At 51.3% G+C, this 16,100-nt stretch carries 18 protein-coding genes; 3 read left to right on the top strand and 15 right to left on the bottom strand.

Annotated elements, in window-relative coordinates; genetic code table 11:
* The first annotated feature begins 269 nt into the window (after positions 1–269).
* Positions 270–1,367 carry an aminopeptidase P family protein gene (locus tag EKM83_RS08905; RefSeq protein WP_125576590.1) on the top strand — a complete coding sequence of 366 codons (1,098 nt, stop codon included), beginning with the start codon at positions 270–272 and terminating at the stop codon, positions 1,365–1,367.
* A 235-nt stretch (positions 1,368–1,602) separates the two neighbouring features.
* On the opposite strand, the gene EKM83_RS08900 is transcribed toward EKM83_RS08905, so the two are convergent.
* Positions 1,603–2,028, bottom strand: coding sequence for a hypothetical protein (locus EKM83_RS08900; RefSeq protein WP_125576588.1), 426 nt, complete (start codon positions 2,026–2,028; stop codon positions 1,603–1,605).
* Positions 2,029–2,054: 26 nt separating this feature from the next.
* Positions 2,055–2,459, bottom strand: coding sequence for a DUF948 domain-containing protein (locus EKM83_RS08895; RefSeq protein WP_125576586.1), 405 nt, complete (start codon positions 2,457–2,459; stop codon positions 2,055–2,057).
* A 167-nt stretch (positions 2,460–2,626) separates the two neighbouring features.
* Here EKM83_RS08895 and EKM83_RS08890 point away from each other — a divergent pair, with 167 nt between their 5' ends.
* Positions 2,627–3,496: a mechanosensitive ion channel family protein gene (locus EKM83_RS08890; RefSeq protein ID WP_125576584.1), complete on the top strand. Its 870-nt coding sequence runs from the start codon at positions 2,627–2,629 to the stop codon at positions 3,494–3,496.
* A 421-nt stretch (positions 3,497–3,917) separates the two neighbouring features.
* Here the strand turns inward: EKM83_RS08890 and EKM83_RS13345 are convergent, their stop codons facing one another.
* From EKM83_RS13345 to murI, 5 genes are read right to left on the bottom strand one after another with little or no spacing between them, the layout of a single operon-like run.
* A complete protein-coding gene (locus tag EKM83_RS13345) occupies positions 3,918–4,076 on the bottom strand; it encodes a hypothetical protein (protein ID WP_164505636.1) in 159 nt (52 codons plus the stop codon).
* A gap of 35 nt (positions 4,077–4,111) precedes the next feature.
* A complete protein-coding gene (cbpB, locus tag EKM83_RS08885; protein ID WP_125576582.1) occupies positions 4,112–4,603 on the bottom strand; it encodes a cyclic-di-AMP-binding protein CbpB in 492 nt (163 codons plus the stop codon).
* Positions 4,604–4,611: 8 nt separating this feature from the next.
* Positions 4,612–5,139 carry a YfcE family phosphodiesterase gene (locus EKM83_RS08880; RefSeq protein WP_125576580.1) on the bottom strand — a complete coding sequence of 176 codons (528 nt, stop codon included), beginning with the start codon at positions 5,137–5,139 and terminating at the stop codon, positions 4,612–4,614.
* Positions 5,139–5,741, bottom strand: a complete 603-nt coding sequence (locus tag EKM83_RS08875) for an XTP/dITP diphosphatase (protein WP_125576578.1) — start codon at positions 5,739–5,741, stop codon at positions 5,139–5,141. The genes EKM83_RS08880 and EKM83_RS08875 overlap by 1 nt, the downstream gene beginning before the upstream one ends.
* Positions 5,742–5,744: 3 nt before the next feature.
* Positions 5,745–6,575, bottom strand: coding sequence for a glutamate racemase (murI, locus tag EKM83_RS08870; protein WP_125576576.1), 831 nt, complete (start codon positions 6,573–6,575; stop codon positions 5,745–5,747).
* Between the two features lie 191 nt (positions 6,576–6,766).
* Between murI and EKM83_RS08865 the strand changes: the two genes are divergently transcribed.
* Positions 6,767–7,276, top strand: a complete 510-nt coding sequence (locus EKM83_RS08865) for a DUF2507 domain-containing protein (RefSeq protein ID WP_125576574.1) — start codon at positions 6,767–6,769, stop codon at positions 7,274–7,276.
* 80 nt (positions 7,277–7,356) lie between these two features.
* Here EKM83_RS08865 and trxA read toward each other — a convergent pair whose 3' ends face one another.
* From trxA to alaS, 8 genes are all read right to left on the bottom strand, one after another.
* Entirely contained in the window at positions 7,357–7,674 is a 318-nt protein-coding gene (gene trxA, locus EKM83_RS08860) for a thioredoxin (protein ID WP_125576572.1), read from the bottom strand.
* 337 nt (positions 7,675–8,011) lie between these two features.
* On the bottom strand, positions 8,012–10,375 hold the full coding sequence (locus EKM83_RS08855) for an endonuclease MutS2 (RefSeq protein ID WP_125576570.1): 2,364 nt from the start codon (positions 10,373–10,375) through the stop codon (positions 8,012–8,014).
* A 21-nt stretch (positions 10,376–10,396) separates the two neighbouring features.
* A complete protein-coding gene (locus EKM83_RS08850; RefSeq protein ID WP_125576568.1) occupies positions 10,397–10,936 on the bottom strand; it encodes a CvpA family protein in 540 nt (179 codons plus the stop codon).
* 1 nt (position 10,937) lies between these two features.
* Entirely contained in the window at positions 10,938–11,204 is a 267-nt protein-coding gene (locus EKM83_RS08845) for a cell division protein ZapA (RefSeq protein WP_125576566.1), read from the bottom strand.
* A gap of 456 nt (positions 11,205–11,660) precedes the next feature.
* Positions 11,661–11,972, bottom strand: a complete 312-nt coding sequence (locus tag EKM83_RS08840) for a DUF1292 domain-containing protein (protein WP_125576564.1) — start codon at positions 11,970–11,972, stop codon at positions 11,661–11,663.
* An 8-nt stretch (positions 11,973–11,980) separates the two neighbouring features.
* Positions 11,981–12,418: a Holliday junction resolvase RuvX gene (gene ruvX / locus EKM83_RS08835; RefSeq protein ID WP_125576562.1), complete on the bottom strand. Its 438-nt coding sequence runs from the start codon at positions 12,416–12,418 to the stop codon at positions 11,981–11,983.
* Entirely contained in the window at positions 12,415–12,687 is a 273-nt protein-coding gene (locus EKM83_RS08830; RefSeq protein WP_020088343.1) for an IreB family regulatory phosphoprotein, read from the bottom strand. The genes ruvX and EKM83_RS08830 overlap by 4 nt, the downstream gene beginning before the upstream one ends.
* Positions 12,688–12,952: 265 nt before the next feature.
* Positions 12,953–15,592: an alanine--tRNA ligase gene (gene alaS / locus EKM83_RS08825; protein ID WP_125576560.1), complete on the bottom strand. Its 2,640-nt coding sequence runs from the start codon at positions 15,590–15,592 to the stop codon at positions 12,953–12,955.
* Between the last annotated feature and the right edge of the window lie 508 nt (positions 15,593–16,100).

Genomic DNA, 16,100 nt, shown 5'->3' with positions numbered 1-16,100 from the left:
CAACATTGAAAACGCTTTCATATCAAAGAATACCTTAATTTCATCCAATTTTCAAGGCACAACTCTCCATACGGTACAACCTTCGCGGTAGACATGGTTTACTATAGGCCATTTCATCCGCGTTGTTAAGCCGTTTACAGAAAATCAGTTGGCTGGTCAAGTGATAAAATTAAAAATCCGAAAATTTTCGAATCTCCCGTTGCTCACCCCCATTCGGAATCTTGGTAGCGCTATGCTATAATTAACACATCTTTTAAAGGGGTGATTGAATGACTAAACTCGAACAGATTCAGCAATGGACAGCACAGCACCACGCCAGCATGACTTATCTCAGCAATCCCAAAACGATCCAGTACTTAACTGGCTTTGGGAGCGACCCGATCGAGCGGGTACTGGCACTCGTCATCTTCCCGGACCAAGACCCGTTTATTTTTGCGCCCGCCTTGGAAGTCGAAGTTATTAAAGCAACTGGCTGGCAGTTCCCAGTCATTGGCTACCTAGACCATGAAAACCCTTGGGCCATGATTGCGGACCAAGTCAAGCAACGGCACGTGAACCCCGACCACATCGCTTTGGAAAAGGGCCAACTCCAAGTTGCCCGGATGGAAGCCTTGGCCGCACAGTTCAGCGCACCACACTTTGACCTGGACATCACCAGTTTCATTGAACACATGCGGCTGATCAAGTCAGCCGAAGAAATCAAGAAGCTGGAAATCGCCGGCAAATGGGACGATTTCGCCTTTGAACACGGCTTCGCTGCGGTTAAGGCTGGCAAGACGGAACAATCCGCCGTGGCCGAATTACAATACGCCTTGATGAAGGAGGGCATTATGGAAATGTCCTTCGGTAGTCTGGTCCAAGCCGGCGCCCATGCGGCTGAACCCCACGGCGCAACGAACGCCACCAAATTTGAAAATAACGAATTAGTCTTATTTGACCTCGGGACCGTATACGACGGTTACATTTCCGACGCTTCCCGGACGGTGGCCTTGGGAACCCCAACGGCCAAAGAAAAGGAAATCTACGACGTTTGTCTGGAAGCTCAACTGACGGCCCAAGCCGCGGTTAAACCCGGATTGACCGCCGCTGAACTCGACAAGATTGCCCGTGACATCATCACCAAGGCCGGCTACGGCGAATACTTCATTCACCGCCTCGGCCACGGTATGGGCATGAGCGATCACGAATTCCCATCCATCATGGCAGGCAACGACTTGGTCTTAGAACCAGGCATGTGCTTCTCCATCGAACCGGGTATCTACATCCCCGGCGTTGCTGGTGTGCGGATCGAAGACTGTGTCCACGTCACTGAGGACGGCAGCTTACCATTCACCCACACTTCAAAGGAACTGACTTACGTGGGTTAACACCTAATTTCACCTGGTCCACAACGATTCTGGTTGTGGACTTTTTTATTGTCTTCATCGCCTGTAGCTGCCTCATGGTTCGAACCGGCCGCCTGACCATTCACTAGGTTGGACCGCTGAGAACACCGGGTCAAGTCAAAGCGCAATCTCGGTCCGCAACTTTGAGCCGGAAACGAATCCCCAATCGCAGGCAGAAAAAAAGCCGCGGCCTAAGCCGTGACTTATGAGAACTTATCTAAACTGGCTTGTCCGCGGTTGGTTCGTCAGCTGCGGGCTTTTCGTCGTTGGCTGCCTCGTCAGTGGCATCCGCAGCGGCATCTGTCGTGTCGTCTGTGTCCGTGTCTTCATTAGGCAGGTCACTGACGTCATTGCTACTCAATACGATGTCATCGTCGGCGTCTTCCGCCGTGTCATCAGTACTGGCATCTTGCCAAGCTGGTGCATCCGTCTTGCCGGCTAGCCGGTCGTCTAAAGCGGCCTTGAAGTCGTCAGCTGCATCTGCAGCGTAGAATGCATAGTCGACTGCCCGGTCTTTGAATGCGTTATACCGGTCACGAGCGGCATCTTTCAACGCTTCACGTTGTTCCAAATCTAGCGTGTGATAAGCCGCGTAGGCCACGCCACCTAATACCAATCCTGCTAATAATTTGTGTTTTGCCATCTTCATGACTTCCTTTCCGTAAACGACTAGTCTTTGTTCTTACGGTTCTTGTATAAATCAAATGCGGTCTTGCCGACGCGAGCAGCCAGCGATGTCTTGGCTGTGGTCTTAGCGGTCTCACCCACACGGTCGGTCAGCTTGCGGGTTGCGGTGTTCAAATCAGAAACACTCTCGCCCAAATCAGCGGCGGCTTGAAATACTGGATCAATGGTCGCAACCTTCTTGTTAACATCCTCCAACAGCTCGTTGGCATTGGCCATGATATCCTCGGCCTGGTGACTGATGATGTCCACATCTGACGTCATCGTCTTCATTGAGCGATTGACCTCACTCAACGTTTTATTCATTTTTACTAAGAACATGCCAATGAAGAGAACCAAGATTAGAAACGCAATTGCTGCAATCAGGCCCGCTACTTGTCCACCGGTCATGACAACCCCTCCTTGTGCTCGTTACTTACCAATAGAATAGCATTCTCAGCGCTTACACGCAATTAATACCCCGATTCTAATTGGTTTTCTTTGTCAAGACTAGTAAAATAAGGATTACGGCGCCGCTGGTTGCCGGATTCTGACATTTAGCAAAGGAGGCTCGTCTCGTGACGGACCTAATCACCACTTCGGCCACCTCTTCCAAGTGGCTGCAACATTATTTAAATACTTTTGACTGGGAAAAAGTGCTCCACCTGATTACCAGTCGTTTTTTGAGTTTGCTCTTCTTAACGATTTTATTTTTCGTCATCAACGTCGTGGGGCGCTGGATCTTGAATCGCAGTTTCAAACGTTACTTAGCCCCCAAGGACGGCGCCAATAATCGTCTGCAGACCATCAGCATGCTGACGATGAACCTCTTCCACTACACCATTATCTTCTTTTGGGCCTACGCCATGCTGTCGACCTTAGGTGTACCGATTGGGACGTTGGTCGCTGGGGCCGGAATCTTCAGTCTGGCATTAGGGCTGGGTGCCCAAGGCTTCGTTAGCGACCTGGTCACGGGGATCTCGATTCTCCTGGAGCAACAATTTGACGTCGGCGATACTGTCAAGATTGGTTTGATTGAAGGTACGGTGTCCGCCATGGGGCTACGCACGACTCAGGTCACCTCGGCCGATGGAACGGTGAATTTCATTCCCAACCGCAACATCACCATCGTGGCCAACCGCTCGCGTAACGACATGCACGCGACCATCAACATCCCCATCGCTTCCACCACACCAGTCGAACAGCTACCCGAAATCATCCACGCCACTAACGCACGCCTGTTGCCGGAACATCCCAGCGTTATCAGTGAGCCAATCATTACCGGCGTTGTGACCTTGCCAACGGGCGAGCTGGTCTATCAAGTCAACCTCGTCGCCAAGAACGGGAGCCAGTATAAATTACAAGCGACCTTCCTGACGGCCTACCTCAAGGCCATCCGCGAGGCCGGCATCACCCTACCGACCCACGCGCCCTTGACCAATAAATAACTGAAGGTTGAAAGATGAAAATCAGCTAGAAACATTGTCACCACGCGACTCATGGAAGAATTAGTCGTTTACAGCTTCGTAGTGAGAACTGGCCGCCTACCGTCCGCCAACTATGGGTTGGAACGCGGTGGGCGGACCGGAAGACCGCTCTTTGGCTGGAGGTGTTCCCCATAGCAGGCGGAACCCTGGCTGACGCAGGCCCTGGTTTCACTAGTTCTGGTGAACAAAACGCTGTCGCTCCGGGAGTCAAGACATTAATTCATCTTTCAACCTTCGGTAAATAATTAATTAAAAAGTGATCACTGCCCAACGCGGGTGGTGATCACTTTTTTTGGTTCACGTTTAAAATTGGCTGCTGCCAACAACTGCAGGCAACTAGTTTCACTAACTTTCCATTGATTCCCTAAGAATTGCGGATCAGTTAACGGTCGAGCCGCCACCAGTCGATGGTGCTGAACATGACCAGCACGAATAAAATCAAAAATGACCAGTAGCTCCCCGCGCCCGTGGCTGCCATGATGGCCAAGCCAATCGTAAACAGCCACAGGATGCCGATTAAAATACCTAAAACTACTTTCACAGTGGTCCTCCTCATTATTACGGGCCAAGACCACGCTAGCTTTCAGAACTATTTACCATGTCGGCCAAGGCCGTCACGGTATAATGGTTATCCAGGTTGTGGGCTAAGTAATTCACGCGTTTTAAAATTTCTCGTCGCGTGATAATTCCTTGAAAAACATTTTGGTCATTTAACAAGGGGATAAAAGGCTCGTCAATCATATAGTTTAAAATTGTTTCCAGTTTCTTGGGGTCGTCCACCCAGTGCTCCACGGGAATCATGGCATCGGCCACCGTATAGTTGCTGAGCTGTTCGACCGCGGCACCGGGAACGTGCAACAATTTGTCGGTAATCGCGGCTAATGAGATCATCCCCTGCAGGTGGTCGTCAGCGTCGAGCACGGGAATTCGACTGTACCCCACTTTTGAGAGCACCATTAGCGCATGCTCCAGCGTATTGGTCGCCGTCACGTTGGCCACGACGTCCGCCGGAATCACGTAACTCTTGGGGTCGTCTAGCAATAACTGCTCCACAGCAGCGTCAATCATGCGTTACGTCATCCTTTCTGGTTCCGGGTAAAGGTAAATTTTAATTCAGGCACGGGCTGGGCATCGCGGGTGTAATACTGCACGACCCACGACTCAGGGGTCACGGTGATCAGCGCACAGGTCCCACCTAATTGCCGATATTCCCCGCGCGGCTGGCTGATGCTGCCCGGATTCACGAAAACGTGGCCCCCAGCCTCTTCAGCCGCCAGTTCGTGGGTGTGACCGAAGAAGACCAGGTCGGCCTGTTCTTGGTCCGCGTGGAGCTTGAGCTTGGTCAGGTCCCAGTGGACTTCATCGTAGTGGCCGTGGGTCAACAGAACCTTGCAGCCGTCCACCGTGGGCGTTTGGACCAACGGTAGCTGACTATCAAAATCCATGTTGCCCTGCACCACGTACGCGTCCTTGAACCAAGGGTCATCGGCCGTCATTTCCGAATCGCCACAGTGAAAAATGGTATCCGGCTTCAAAGCCGCCTTCAGACTCACTAAAATATCGCGGTCACCGTGATTATCACTGATTACCAGCCAACGTGTCATTATTTTTCCTCCCACCATTCATCGAATTGCGGTAACATCGCCGCCGTGGCTTTGGCGCGGTGGCTGTGCTTATTCTTCAACGCCAGACCCATTTCGGCAAACGTCTGACCGTCTTCCGCCACGTAAAACAACGGATCATAGCCAAAGCCATCGTGGCCGCGCGGTGCCGTTAAAATCTCACCGCGGACCTCACCGGTAGCGACTAACTTCTTGCCATTAGGCTTGATCAGCACCAGTGACGTGTGGAAGGCTGCCCCCCGTTTTTCCGCGGGGACGCCCTCGAGGTTCGCCAGTAGCTTCGCATTGTTCTTAGCATCATCGTGGTCGCCAGCGTAACGGGCGGAATAAATGCCAGGTTCACCGTTCAGGGCGTCGACCATCAGGCCAGAATCATCGGCTAAAACCGGTAATTGGGTCTGTTGAGCGACCGCGGTCGCCTTCAACGTTGCGTTTTCCGTAAACGTCTTACCGGTCTCCGCCACTTGTTTTAAATCGGGGAAATCGGCCAATGTTTTGACTTGCAGGCCCTTGGGCTCAAAAATCGCCCGGAATTCGCGCGCCTTACCGGGGTTGTTGGTCGCAATGACTAAGGTGTTTGCCATGAGTTATTCTGCCTCCACGGAAGTGTCTAAAACGGACTCGGGCAAATGGTGCACGGCTTTAGGTGCCATGTCCAACCATTCACTCGCCAATTGATTAAACTGTTCAACGTCACCCGTCGTGTAGTAGGTCGCCGTGACCGGTTCACCACTCGTGTTCAACGCGTGTTGCTGTTTTAAAATAGCTGCCGCCTTTTCAGCAGCGGCCACGCCGGGGTCCACCAACGTCACATCCGGTCCCACGGCCGCTTGAATGGCGTCGCGTAAGAGCGGAAAATGGGTGCACCCCATGACCAACGTATCAATGCCAGTACCTTGCAGTGGTGCCAAGTTCTGGGCAACGATTTGTCGGGCGTGGTCTGAATCCAAATCGTTTTGTTCCGCCAGGGTCACCATTTGTGGGCACGCCACACTGATGACCTGACTGTTAACGTCAGCCGCTGAAATATCGCGCTGATACTGACCGCTATTCACGGTCCCTTCGGTAGCAATGACCCCGATTTGATGGTTCTTCGTGGTCTGCACCGCCATTTCTGCGCCAGGTGCAATGACGCCCACCACTGGCACTGGCAACTCCGCTTGCATTTGGCTCAGGGCCGCTGCCGTTGCCGTATTACAAGCGATGATAAATAATTTCATGTTGGCATGTTGCCGTAAGTAAGTGGCAATCTGCCGGGTAAAGGTCGTGACTTCTTCTGCCGACCGGGGACCATACGGCAAGCGGGCCTGGTCGCCCAAAAATACCGTATTTTCAGCAGGCAAGACCCGCTGAACTTCCTTTAAAACCGTTAAACCGCCGACTCCTGAATCCATAAGGCCAATCGGATCTGTTTGCATGAATCAACGCTCCTTCTCGATGTTCTTGAATCTCCATTATCGCCTTTTTATGAACCGGTTTCAAGTTTCATGCTAGTCAATATGGCAGGTTCGTCATAAAAAATGCCTAAAATTTATCAGATTGTCATATTTGTCAAGGAACTACGGTATAATGGTCACAGAACTGAAACGGAATGAAGGAGCCAACCATCGTGAAAAACTTATATCAAACCGTCATGGCCGATGCCGACGGAGCCGCTAATTTCCCGCAAATGTTGATTCGTGAAGCCTTACTCCCCGAATTACTGGGTGACGACCAAGGCGCAATCAGCTACTGGGCTGGCAAATCGCTGGCCCGGCGTTTTCCTTTGGGCAACCCCAAAGATGCCGCTGCCTTCTTTGCCCAAGCCGGCTTTGGCACGCTGACCCTGGTCAAGCAGACCGCCCAAATGACGCGCTGGCAGTTAAGCGGCACGCCCGTTAAGCTACGCAAACAAGTTGCCGGTGAAGATGACTTTACCCTAGAGGCCGGTTTCTTGGCCGAAATGATGGCCCAACAACTCGGCGTCGAAGCCGAAGCTGAACTGGTGGATTCCCCCCGCAAACTCCAGGCAACCACTGTCACCTTTGACGTTTACACGGATCCCGATGATGTCATCCCCGACTACGACGCGCCAGAACCTTTGACTATCGTCCGCCCGGATACGCCGGACGTTGAATAGTTGATAACATTATTTTCATAGCCCTAAAATTAAAAAAACGGCTGTCACAAAAAATGTGACAACCGTTTTTTGACGTTTCGTTAGGCTTCAACGTATTGGTCTAAGATCTTTTTCAATTGGTCTTTGGAGTGGTAACCCACGATGGAGTCGACCACTTGGCCATCCTTCTTGACTAACAAGGTAGGGATGCTCATGATGCCAAAGGATTGGGGCGTGTTCGGGTTAGCGTCAACGTCCATCTTGTTGAAGGTGACGTTGTCCATCTCATCAGAGAGTTGTTCAACGACTGGTGATTGCATCCGGCAAGGACCACACCAAGTTGCCCAAAAATCAGTCAGAGTGACGCCCTTTGACGTATCTTGTTCAAAGGTCTTATCAGTTGTTTCTACTACTGCCATACATATTGCCTCCCTCTCAAATTATCAACTATATTTCTAAGTCTAACAGAATATTCTAAAATCACAACTAAATTGCTTACAATTTATTAGTACCTGAAGATCACGTCTCTGGCCTCATAGCCGAAACGTGCACCAGAACTAGTGAAACCAGGGCCTGCGTCAGCCAAAGACTAGTTGCCAAAACAGCCGCTACCTGGGGCTAGGCCGCTTGTTACTGGTACGCACTTTTGTAGCCGAGAGCCCGCCAAATATGGACCGCTGAAAAAGAGTGTGGCAATAGGCAGTTAACTGGCGAGCATTAACGGCGATAGGCTGATTTTCATCTTTCAACTTTTAGTTACTTAAACCGCACCACCGTTGAGCCATCCCCACCGGCATTGGCTGGCGAGAAGCCGAAGCTCTTGATTCGGTTGTTGCGCTTCAGGTATTCCGTAACGCCTTTACGCAAGGCCCCCGTCCCTTTCCCGTGGATAATCGTCACGGACGGGTAACCGGCTAGTAAGGCAGAATCAATGTAGCGATCCACCTCAGCCATGGCCTCTTCGTAGCGGTGGCCCCGCAAGTCGAGGGTCGGTGACATCCCACTGGAGCCGCTACGCTTAACACTGGCTCGCGGTTGCTTGGCTGACTTGGCTGGGTCCTTGGCCTTTTCCAAGTCGTTGTTGGCAATCTTCATCTTCAAGATACCCAATTGCACTTCCCAATGACTGTCATCCAACTGCTGCATCAAGACCCCGATTTGACCATAGGACTTGACCAACACGCTGTCGCCCTTGTGGAAGTCCAACTTGGCCTTCTCCCGGCGCAGTACCCGGTTTTTCTTCAACTTGGTATCCTGTTGTAAGGCGTTCAAAGCGCCTTGTGCCGCAATCAACTCGTCTTCCTTAACAACACTCTTGCCGGCCGCTAACTGCTTCTTCCGCAGGTCAGAGATGATTTGGTTGGCCCGCTTGCGCGACTCATCGACCAGGCGGTTGGCTTCTCGTTTGGCATCCAACATCAATTGATCCTTTTGATGTTGGTAAGCGTCAAATTGCTTTTGCAACTGGTCGTGAACCTCGTCGGCTTCAGCCAGCTGCGTCCGCAAGTTTTCGGCATCCTGATCGACCCGGCGTTTCTGCTCGGTCAAATCAGAAATCATGGCATTCAAGTCTTGACTGTCTTGATCGGTCAACCCACGCGCCGCATCCACGACCTGCGATGGCATCCCTAGCCGCGCCGCAATGTCTAACGCATTACTTCGCCCAGGGATCCCAATCAACAGGTGATAGGTCGGCTGTAAGGTCTCACCGTTGAACTCCATGCTGGCGTTAATGGTATCCGGTCGATTGTAGCCGTAAGCCTTTAATTCCGGATAGTGGGTCGACGCCATGACATAACTGCCCAGCGTGCCGATTTCATCCAAAATGGCAATGGCCAGTGCCGCCCCTTCTTGGGGATCGGTCCCGGCACCCAGTTCATCGACCACGATCAAACTGTGTTCATCCGCTTGCTTTAAAATAGCCACGATATTTTCCATGTGCCCGGAGAAGGTACTCAGGCTCTGTTCAATGGATTGTTCATCCCCAATATCCGCAAAGATATCGTGGAAGACACCAATCACACTGTTTTCATTGGCAGGAATGAACAGACCGGATTGCCCCATCAGTTGAACCAAGGCCAACGTCTTCAAGGTAATGGTTTTCCCACCGGTGTTCGGCCCGGTCACGATGATGGCTTTATAATCCTTGCCAATCGTAATATCGTTGGCGACGACCTTCTTCTGGTCGATCAACGGGTGCCGTGCTTGGCGGAGATTGACCTGGTCATCTAATGACAGTTTCGGTTCCGTAGCTTTCAACGCGTGGGCGTACTTGGCCTTGGCGTTGATGAAGTCAAAATGCCCCAGAATTTCTGAGTTCCGCAGAATCTCATCTTGATACGGTGCCAACAATGCCGTCAGCTCTGCCAAAATGCGTTGTTCTTCATGGCGTTCGTCGATTTGATTTTGCCGCAAGCGGTTGTTCAACCCAACGACAGCTTGCGGTTCAATGAACAGCGTTTGCCCACTGGCGCTTTGGTCGTGGACAATGCCGCCGAAGCGTTGCTTGTATTCGGCGCGGACCGGAATCACGTAGCGGTCATCGCGAATCGTGACGATGGTCTCACTCAGGTATTTGGCATCCTTGCCCCGTGTGTATTGATCCATCGACGTCCGAATAGCGGCTTCCGTTTGGGTGATGTGCTGGCGAATCTGTTTCAAGGCGGGTGAGGCTTCATCCGTTAACCGGCCGTCGCCTTCCAGTGAGACCCGCAACCGGCGCGTCACGTCGGGTAAGGTCACCAGTTCCTTGACTTCGCGGTCTAATCGCCGCAGTGCGACTTCTTTTTCGGCCAGGTCGCGGAAAAATTTAGCGACGGAACCCGTGGTCCACAGCACGCGACTGATTTGCGCCAGCTCAAGCCCGTTTAAGGCGGCCTCCATGGCCAACCGGTGTAAATGTGGCCGAATATCGTCCAACTTAGGCAGTGGAATCCCGCTTTCTAGGCGGTAAATATCCGCGCCATCTCTGGTTTCATCCAACCAGATTTGGAGTTGCTTGGCATCGGCCGTGGGCGCTAAATTGGCCAGTTCATGCTGACCAGCTGCGGAGACCAAATAGCCGCGCAAGGCCTGCTTGATGCGGTCGTACTCCATAATATTTAAAGTTTTTGAATTCATTCGAGTCTCCTCCCGAATTGCTTAGTTCGATGCGTGTTCCGTTAGCCACCAGCTAAAGACTCGTTTGGACAGAATCGGCGTTTGCTTCACGATCCACTGAGCCACTGGTGACGCTTGATAACTGCTCTGAAATCCCGAAATGGGGACCAGAATCAATAAATTTAATGTTAAAAAAATAACCACATAACGGATGGCCAGATTGATCAGGCCCCCAGCCAGCGAATTCACTTGATGGATCACTGGCAGCCAGGTGACCTTGTTCAGGCTGTAAGCGAGCCGGTGCACGATGAAAAAGCCCACCGTGAGGATTGCCGAAAACGCCAACCCGTTTAGAAAAAAGCTACTGCTCTCACCAGCCGTGACGGCACTGACGGAGCTATTGAGCGAAAGGTTGCCGACAAATTGGCCAATCCCACTCGCTAACGGCTTGGCCCCGATGCGCGCGGCAATCCACACGACGATGTAGCCAATCGTGTTTAAAATCTGCAAGACCAGCCCGCGACGATATCCCCGCCGAAAGCCAAAAATCAAAACGGCCAGAATAATTAAGCTTAAAACCAAACTATTCCCCCGTTTCCGTCGAATCCGGTTGGGTATCAGCGTCGTGGTCATTGGCCGCGGCCATCTTCAATTGGTCCGAAACGGCGTTGAATGCCATGAGGATGGCGGCGTCTTCCTTGCTGATATTGGGTGACAGTTCCTTGAGTTGTGAGAACTGTTGGTTCAACACCTCGGTCACTGCACGCATGTGTTCATCCGTTGCTTGGCCGACGATCGTGTAACTCTTACCCGCGATAACGGCTTTAAAGCGGTGTGTTTCTTCAGTCATTTTAAAATTCCCCCTGTTTGGCACAACGCCTTATTTTACCATTAAATGGTAGGCGGCCGCACGTTTTGCCGCTTAAATTGCTAGTAAGATTGTCAGTTCCGCCTGAAACTTGCTTTTTGCCAGTACGTTGGTCCTAGTTACTGTCTTACTGTTTGCTGTTAGCAGCGATATTACGCAAACCAGATGCCTGCGGCTGTCAGGGGACAAACCTGTTTTCTGTTGACGTACATGTCGTCTATGAGGCCACTTCAAGACGTGAATGGTTGTTCAAAATGAGGCGTCGAAACCGTCTGTTTGATTGACCCTGGTAGCCGCAGGCATCTGGAATGGTCCATGTCACAGCCGCTAGTGAAAAACAGACACACGCTAATATCATCAGAAAGAACCAGGTTGTACCACCAAAATTTTGTCGTAGCAAAAAGGACGGAATTTCTTCCGTCCCCGCGTTGAAACTGACTAGTCTTTTTTGCCGGCGTTAGGATCGATCGTCCCGTCAGCTAAGAAGGTGTTCAGTACGGATTCAACCATGTCCCATTCTTCGTCGGACTCAATTAATTGTAAGTCGCCACCAGATGGGTTAGCTGGATCATCGTCTTCTGGTAAGGCGTAGGCTTGGATATCAACTTCCTCGTCATCGCTCTTGCCGGATGGGTAAATCAAGATGTATGACTTACCAAAATCGTCAGATTCAAAGGTAAACAGGACATCGTACAGTTCTTCATTACCATTTTCGTCAACTAATGTGATTTGTTCTTGGTCTTCGTTCATGGGAAACCTCACTTTTCTTTAGTCAGCTTGCCGTGGCGGTCCAGATAGTTCTGGAGAATCAGCCCGGCAGCTAATTTGTCAATAACTTTTTTACGTTTACGACGAGACGTATCCGCTTGTTCCACTAACATACGCTCCGCCTCAACGGTTGTCAACCGCTCGTCTTCAAAGTCGACGGGCAAGCCGAACTTCTCCGTTAGCATTTCACCGTAGTGCTTGGACGCTGCCGCCCGTGGTCCTAACGAATTGTTCATGTTCTTGGGTAACCCGACCACAAAGCCTTGGACTTCATGGGTCTGCACCAGTTCCGCGACCCGGTCCAAACCAAAGATTTGTTCTTCTTCTTTGATTGGAATGATCTCGATACCTTGTGCCGTCCACCCGAGGGCGTCGCTAATCGCAATGCCCACGGTCCGGGACCCGACGTCTAACCCCATTAATTTCATGAAGGCTTCACCGGTCCATTCTGATTCAAGTAAACCCGCACGAGTTCTTCAATGATCTCGTCACGCTCGTGTTTACGAATCAAGTTCCGGGCATCATTGATCCGCGGAATGTATGCAGGATCGCCCGATAGGAGGTAACCGACAATCTGATTAATTGGGTTGTAACCCTTTTCCTCTAGTGCCTGATAAACCGTTACCAGTGTATCGTGGACGTCCTTTGGTTGGTTAGCGCCAAAGTCAAAATACATCGTTTTGTCTAATGAACTCACTATAAAACACCCCCGCACTTCCTCACTTAGCCTCAATTTTACTCGATTACCGGTCAAACTACAACGGACTAGCACAATGTAATCTATTCGTAATACGACTGGTACGAAGGGAGCCGCCCAATTGAGCTGCTCCCCTCCACTAAGCCATTCTTTAGTTTCAATTGCTGATGGGACAACTGTCCTCACCAGGTTAACCCAGTTAAATATATTACCAGTGTAACAGAACTGCTCGCAGTTGCAAGTAACTCGTTACACGATCAACACCCTAGTTTTGGGCCGATAACCATTCTGCCGCAGCGGCCATCGCATCTGGCAAGCCCGCTGGGTTCTTCCCACCGGCTTGAGCCAGGTTTGGCCGACCGCCACCACCACCGTTGATTTTCGGTGAAATGGCCTTGATCAAATCGCCCGCCTTGACTTGCTTTTGCTTGTCGGCACTAACCGCGACGATCAGGTTAGCCTTACCGTTGACCTCAGCTCCTAATACTAACACATCAGAGAGGGCTTGGTCACGCCAAGTGTCCGCTAAAGCCCGTAGCTGATCCATCTTGGAGACTTGCACGGTCCCGCTGATCAGCTTATAGCTACCAGCAGTCGTCACGTTGTCAAAGACAGCGCTGGCTTGTTGGCTCGCTAATTTGCCTTCTAAGGTGGCTTGCTTCTGTTCTAAGCTCTTGACTTGGACTTGTAAGGCTTGGACCTTCTGTTCAACTTCATTGACCTGAGTGACCTTTAAATCGCCAGCTACGGCGCTTAAGATTTCATCATGGTCATGCAGGTACTTGTAAGCGGCCGCAGACGTGACGGCTTCGATCCGCCGAACACCGGCACCGACCCCGGATTCAGAGGTAATCTTGAACAAGCCAATCTCATTGGTGTTCTTGACGTGGTTCCCTCCACAGAATTCGGTGACGAAATCGCCAGCACTCACGACGCGGACGACCTTGCCGTACTTTTCGCTAAATAAGGCAATGGCGCCCATCTTCTTAGCGGATTCGATATCCGTTTCCACCGTCGTGACGGGAAGTTCCGCGAAGATTTTCTCGTTGACGATAGCTTCGGCCTTGGCCAAATCAGCGGGGTCGACTTGACCAAAGTGGGTGAAGTCAAACCGCAAGTAGTCGCCTTCAACTAATGAGCCGGCTTGTTGGGTGTGTTCGCCAAAGACTTCACGCAACGCCTTGTCCAGCAAGTGGGTCGCCGTATGGTTCTTTTCGACCTTGCTGTGGAAGACCGTGTCGACCTTCAGTTGGTAAGTGGCGCCCTTCTTCAACGGGGCCACGACCGTTAACGTATGCAGGTTTTGGCCGTTGGGAGCGTGTTGGACGTCTGCCACGTGAGCAACCACGTGACCGGCTTCATCCAGGATATCCCCTTTGTCAGCGACCTGGCCACCCATTTCAGCGTAGAACGGCGTGGTGTCAAACATGGCTTCGACCGTACCAGACGTGGCTTCATCAGCCAATTGATCATCAACGACCAATTCCGTCAGCTTGCTGGTCGTTGCCAGTTGGGTGTAACCCACGTACTTGCTAGGCGTCTTGACGTTGATCAACAGGTCATGCTGTAAGCCCATGGCTGTTTGCTTCCCCCGTGCGTTCCGGGCCCGGTCCTTTTGCTTTTGCATTTCGGCTTTGAAACCGTCGACGTCGACCGTGATGTTTTGGTCATCGGCATATTCTTCAGTCAGTTCAACTGGGAAGCCATACGTATCGTACAACTTGAAGGCGTCTGGACCAGCGATTTGACTGCCGCCTTGCTTCTTCAAGTCAGCAATCAAGCTGTTCAATAACGTCAGCCCACCATCCAGCGTTTCGCCAAACCGGTCTTCTTCGGAACGAACGACCTTGGCAATATAATCGGCTTGCTGTAAGACGTCTGGGTAGTAGGATTGCATAATCTTACCCACGACTGGCACCAATTGGTCCAAGAAGGCCCCTTGGATGCCCAGCTTTTGGCCATTGACGATGGCCCGCCGGATCAAGCGCCGGATAACGTAACCGCGGCCTTCGTTTCCAGGTAAGGCCCCGTCACCAATCGCAAACGTAATCGCCCGCGCGTGGTCGGCAATCACCTTAAAGGACACGTCGTCTTCGGCGTTAGCCCCGTACTTCTTGCCGTCGCTGAGTTCTGCCGTTTTTTCAATGATTGGCAAGAACAAGTCGGTTTCAAAGTTCGTCCGGGCATTTTGGAAGATGGAAACGACCCGTTCAAGGCCCATCCCCGTATCAATGTTTTTCCGTGGCAGTGGCTTGTAGCTACCGTCCGGCTCATGGTTGAACTGGGAGAACACGATGTTCCAAACTTCCAGGTAACGTTCATTTTCGCCACCAGGATAATTTTCTGGGTCGTCGGCAGCTAAGTTATTGAAGGCTTCCCCACGGTCGTAGAAAATTTCGGAATCGGGACCAGAAGGACCTTCACCAATATCCCAGAAGTTGTCTTCTACCGGGATGATGTGATCAGGCGCCACACCAGCAGCTTCCCAGTCTGCTTTGGCATCCGTGTCCTTGGGGTAGACGGTCATGTACAGTTTGTCTGGATCCCAGCCAAACCAGTCAGGCGACGTCAATAATTCCCAAGCCCACGTGATGGCTTCTTTCTTGAAGTAATCCCCCACAGAAAAGTTCCCCAGCATTTCAAACAGCGTGTGGTGCCGTGCGGTCTTCCCCACGTTTTCGATATCGTTGGTCCGAATACTCTTCTGTGAACTTGTTAACCGCGGATTCTCTGGCACAACTTGGCCGGAGAAATATTTCTTCATCGTGGCAACCCCGGAGTTGATCCACAGTAATGACGGATCATCCTTAGGGACCAGGGATGCACTTGGTTCAATCGTGTGCCCCTTCGACTTGAAAAAGTCGAGGTACATTTGACGAATTTGACTACTTGTAAGCTCTTTCATCTCTTAAATAACCTCCCAAAATGTCAAAAACACCGTTGCCCGTAGAGACGCCGAAGCGCGGTACCACTCTACTTGCAACGATGTTTTAATCGTTAACCTCTTAAACTCATAACGCTGAGTCGCGATGAAACTGAGGGAGCGCCACCGAATCCATGAGTCGTTTTTCACAGCTACCAAAACGTTTCTGAAAGTCACCGATTCGGGGTATATCCTCGTAATGATATTTAAATGTCCACTTGAAATTATAGGGGTGGCGCGGCTCCTTGTCAATTAGGGTTGCCCGGTTTTTATCAGTATCTGGTCTTTTTTGGAAAACAGTGCTTGCGACTGACAGGGGGGCCATCTGCTATGGTGGACCCCTCCAGCCTGAAAGACGGGCTTTCGGTTTACTTTGAAGCCTGGCAAGACCGAGCCGAGGTACTGTTGGCGGCTAGTTAAACTCACTTCCGAAACGTGCTCCGCGAACCAGACTCCTGCGCTTAGAAAAATAAGGTATCCCTGCTCGCAT

This window comes from Levilactobacillus angrenensis, assembly GCF_003946085.1.
Lineage (GTDB): Bacteria > Bacillota > Bacilli > Lactobacillales > Lactobacillaceae > Levilactobacillus > Levilactobacillus angrenensis.
The sequence above is the reverse complement of the archived record's forward strand: the minus strand, read 5'-3'. Positions and strand labels throughout refer to the sequence as shown.

Excerpts from the sequence above, each read along its gene's own strand:
- EKM83_RS08840 (WP_125576564.1), bottom strand. The coding sequence starts at position 11,972 with ATGAACGAAGACCAAGAACAAATCACATTAGTTGACGAAAATGGTAAT.
- EKM83_RS08895 (WP_125576586.1), bottom strand. The coding sequence starts at position 2,459 with ATGACCGGTGGACAAGTAGCGGGCCTGATTGCAGCAATTGCGTTTCTA.
- EKM83_RS08905 (WP_125576590.1), top strand. The coding sequence starts at position 270 with ATGACTAAACTCGAACAGATTCAGCAATGGACAGCACAGCACCACGCC.
- alaS (WP_125576560.1), bottom strand. The coding sequence starts at position 15,592 with ATGAAAGAGCTTACAAGTAGTCAAATTCGTCAAATGTACCTCGACTTT.
- EKM83_RS08900 (WP_125576588.1), bottom strand. The coding sequence starts at position 2,028 with ATGGCAAAACACAAATTATTAGCAGGATTGGTATTAGGTGGCGTGGCC.
- EKM83_RS08845 (WP_125576566.1), bottom strand. The coding sequence starts at position 11,204 with ATGACTGAAGAAACACACCGCTTTAAAGCCGTTATCGCGGGTAAGAGT.
- EKM83_RS08855 (WP_125576570.1), bottom strand. The coding sequence starts at position 10,375 with ATGAATTCAAAAACTTTAAATATTATGGAGTACGACCGCATCAAGCAG.
- EKM83_RS08875 (WP_125576578.1), bottom strand. The coding sequence starts at position 5,741 with ATGGCAAACACCTTAGTCATTGCGACCAACAACCCCGGTAAGGCGCGC.
- trxA (WP_125576572.1), bottom strand. The coding sequence starts at position 7,674 with ATGGCAGTAGTAGAAACAACTGATAAGACCTTTGAACAAGATACGTCA.
- murI (WP_125576576.1), bottom strand. The coding sequence starts at position 6,575 with ATGCAAACAGATCCGATTGGCCTTATGGATTCAGGAGTCGGCGGTTTA.
- cbpB (WP_125576582.1), bottom strand. The coding sequence starts at position 4,603 with ATGATTGACGCTGCTGTGGAGCAGTTATTGCTAGACGACCCCAAGAGT.
- EKM83_RS08880 (WP_125576580.1), bottom strand. The coding sequence starts at position 5,139 with ATGACACGTTGGCTGGTAATCAGTGATAATCACGGTGACCGCGATATT.
- ruvX (WP_125576562.1), bottom strand. The coding sequence starts at position 12,418 with ATGAAATTAATGGGGTTAGACGTCGGGTCCCGGACCGTGGGCATTGCG.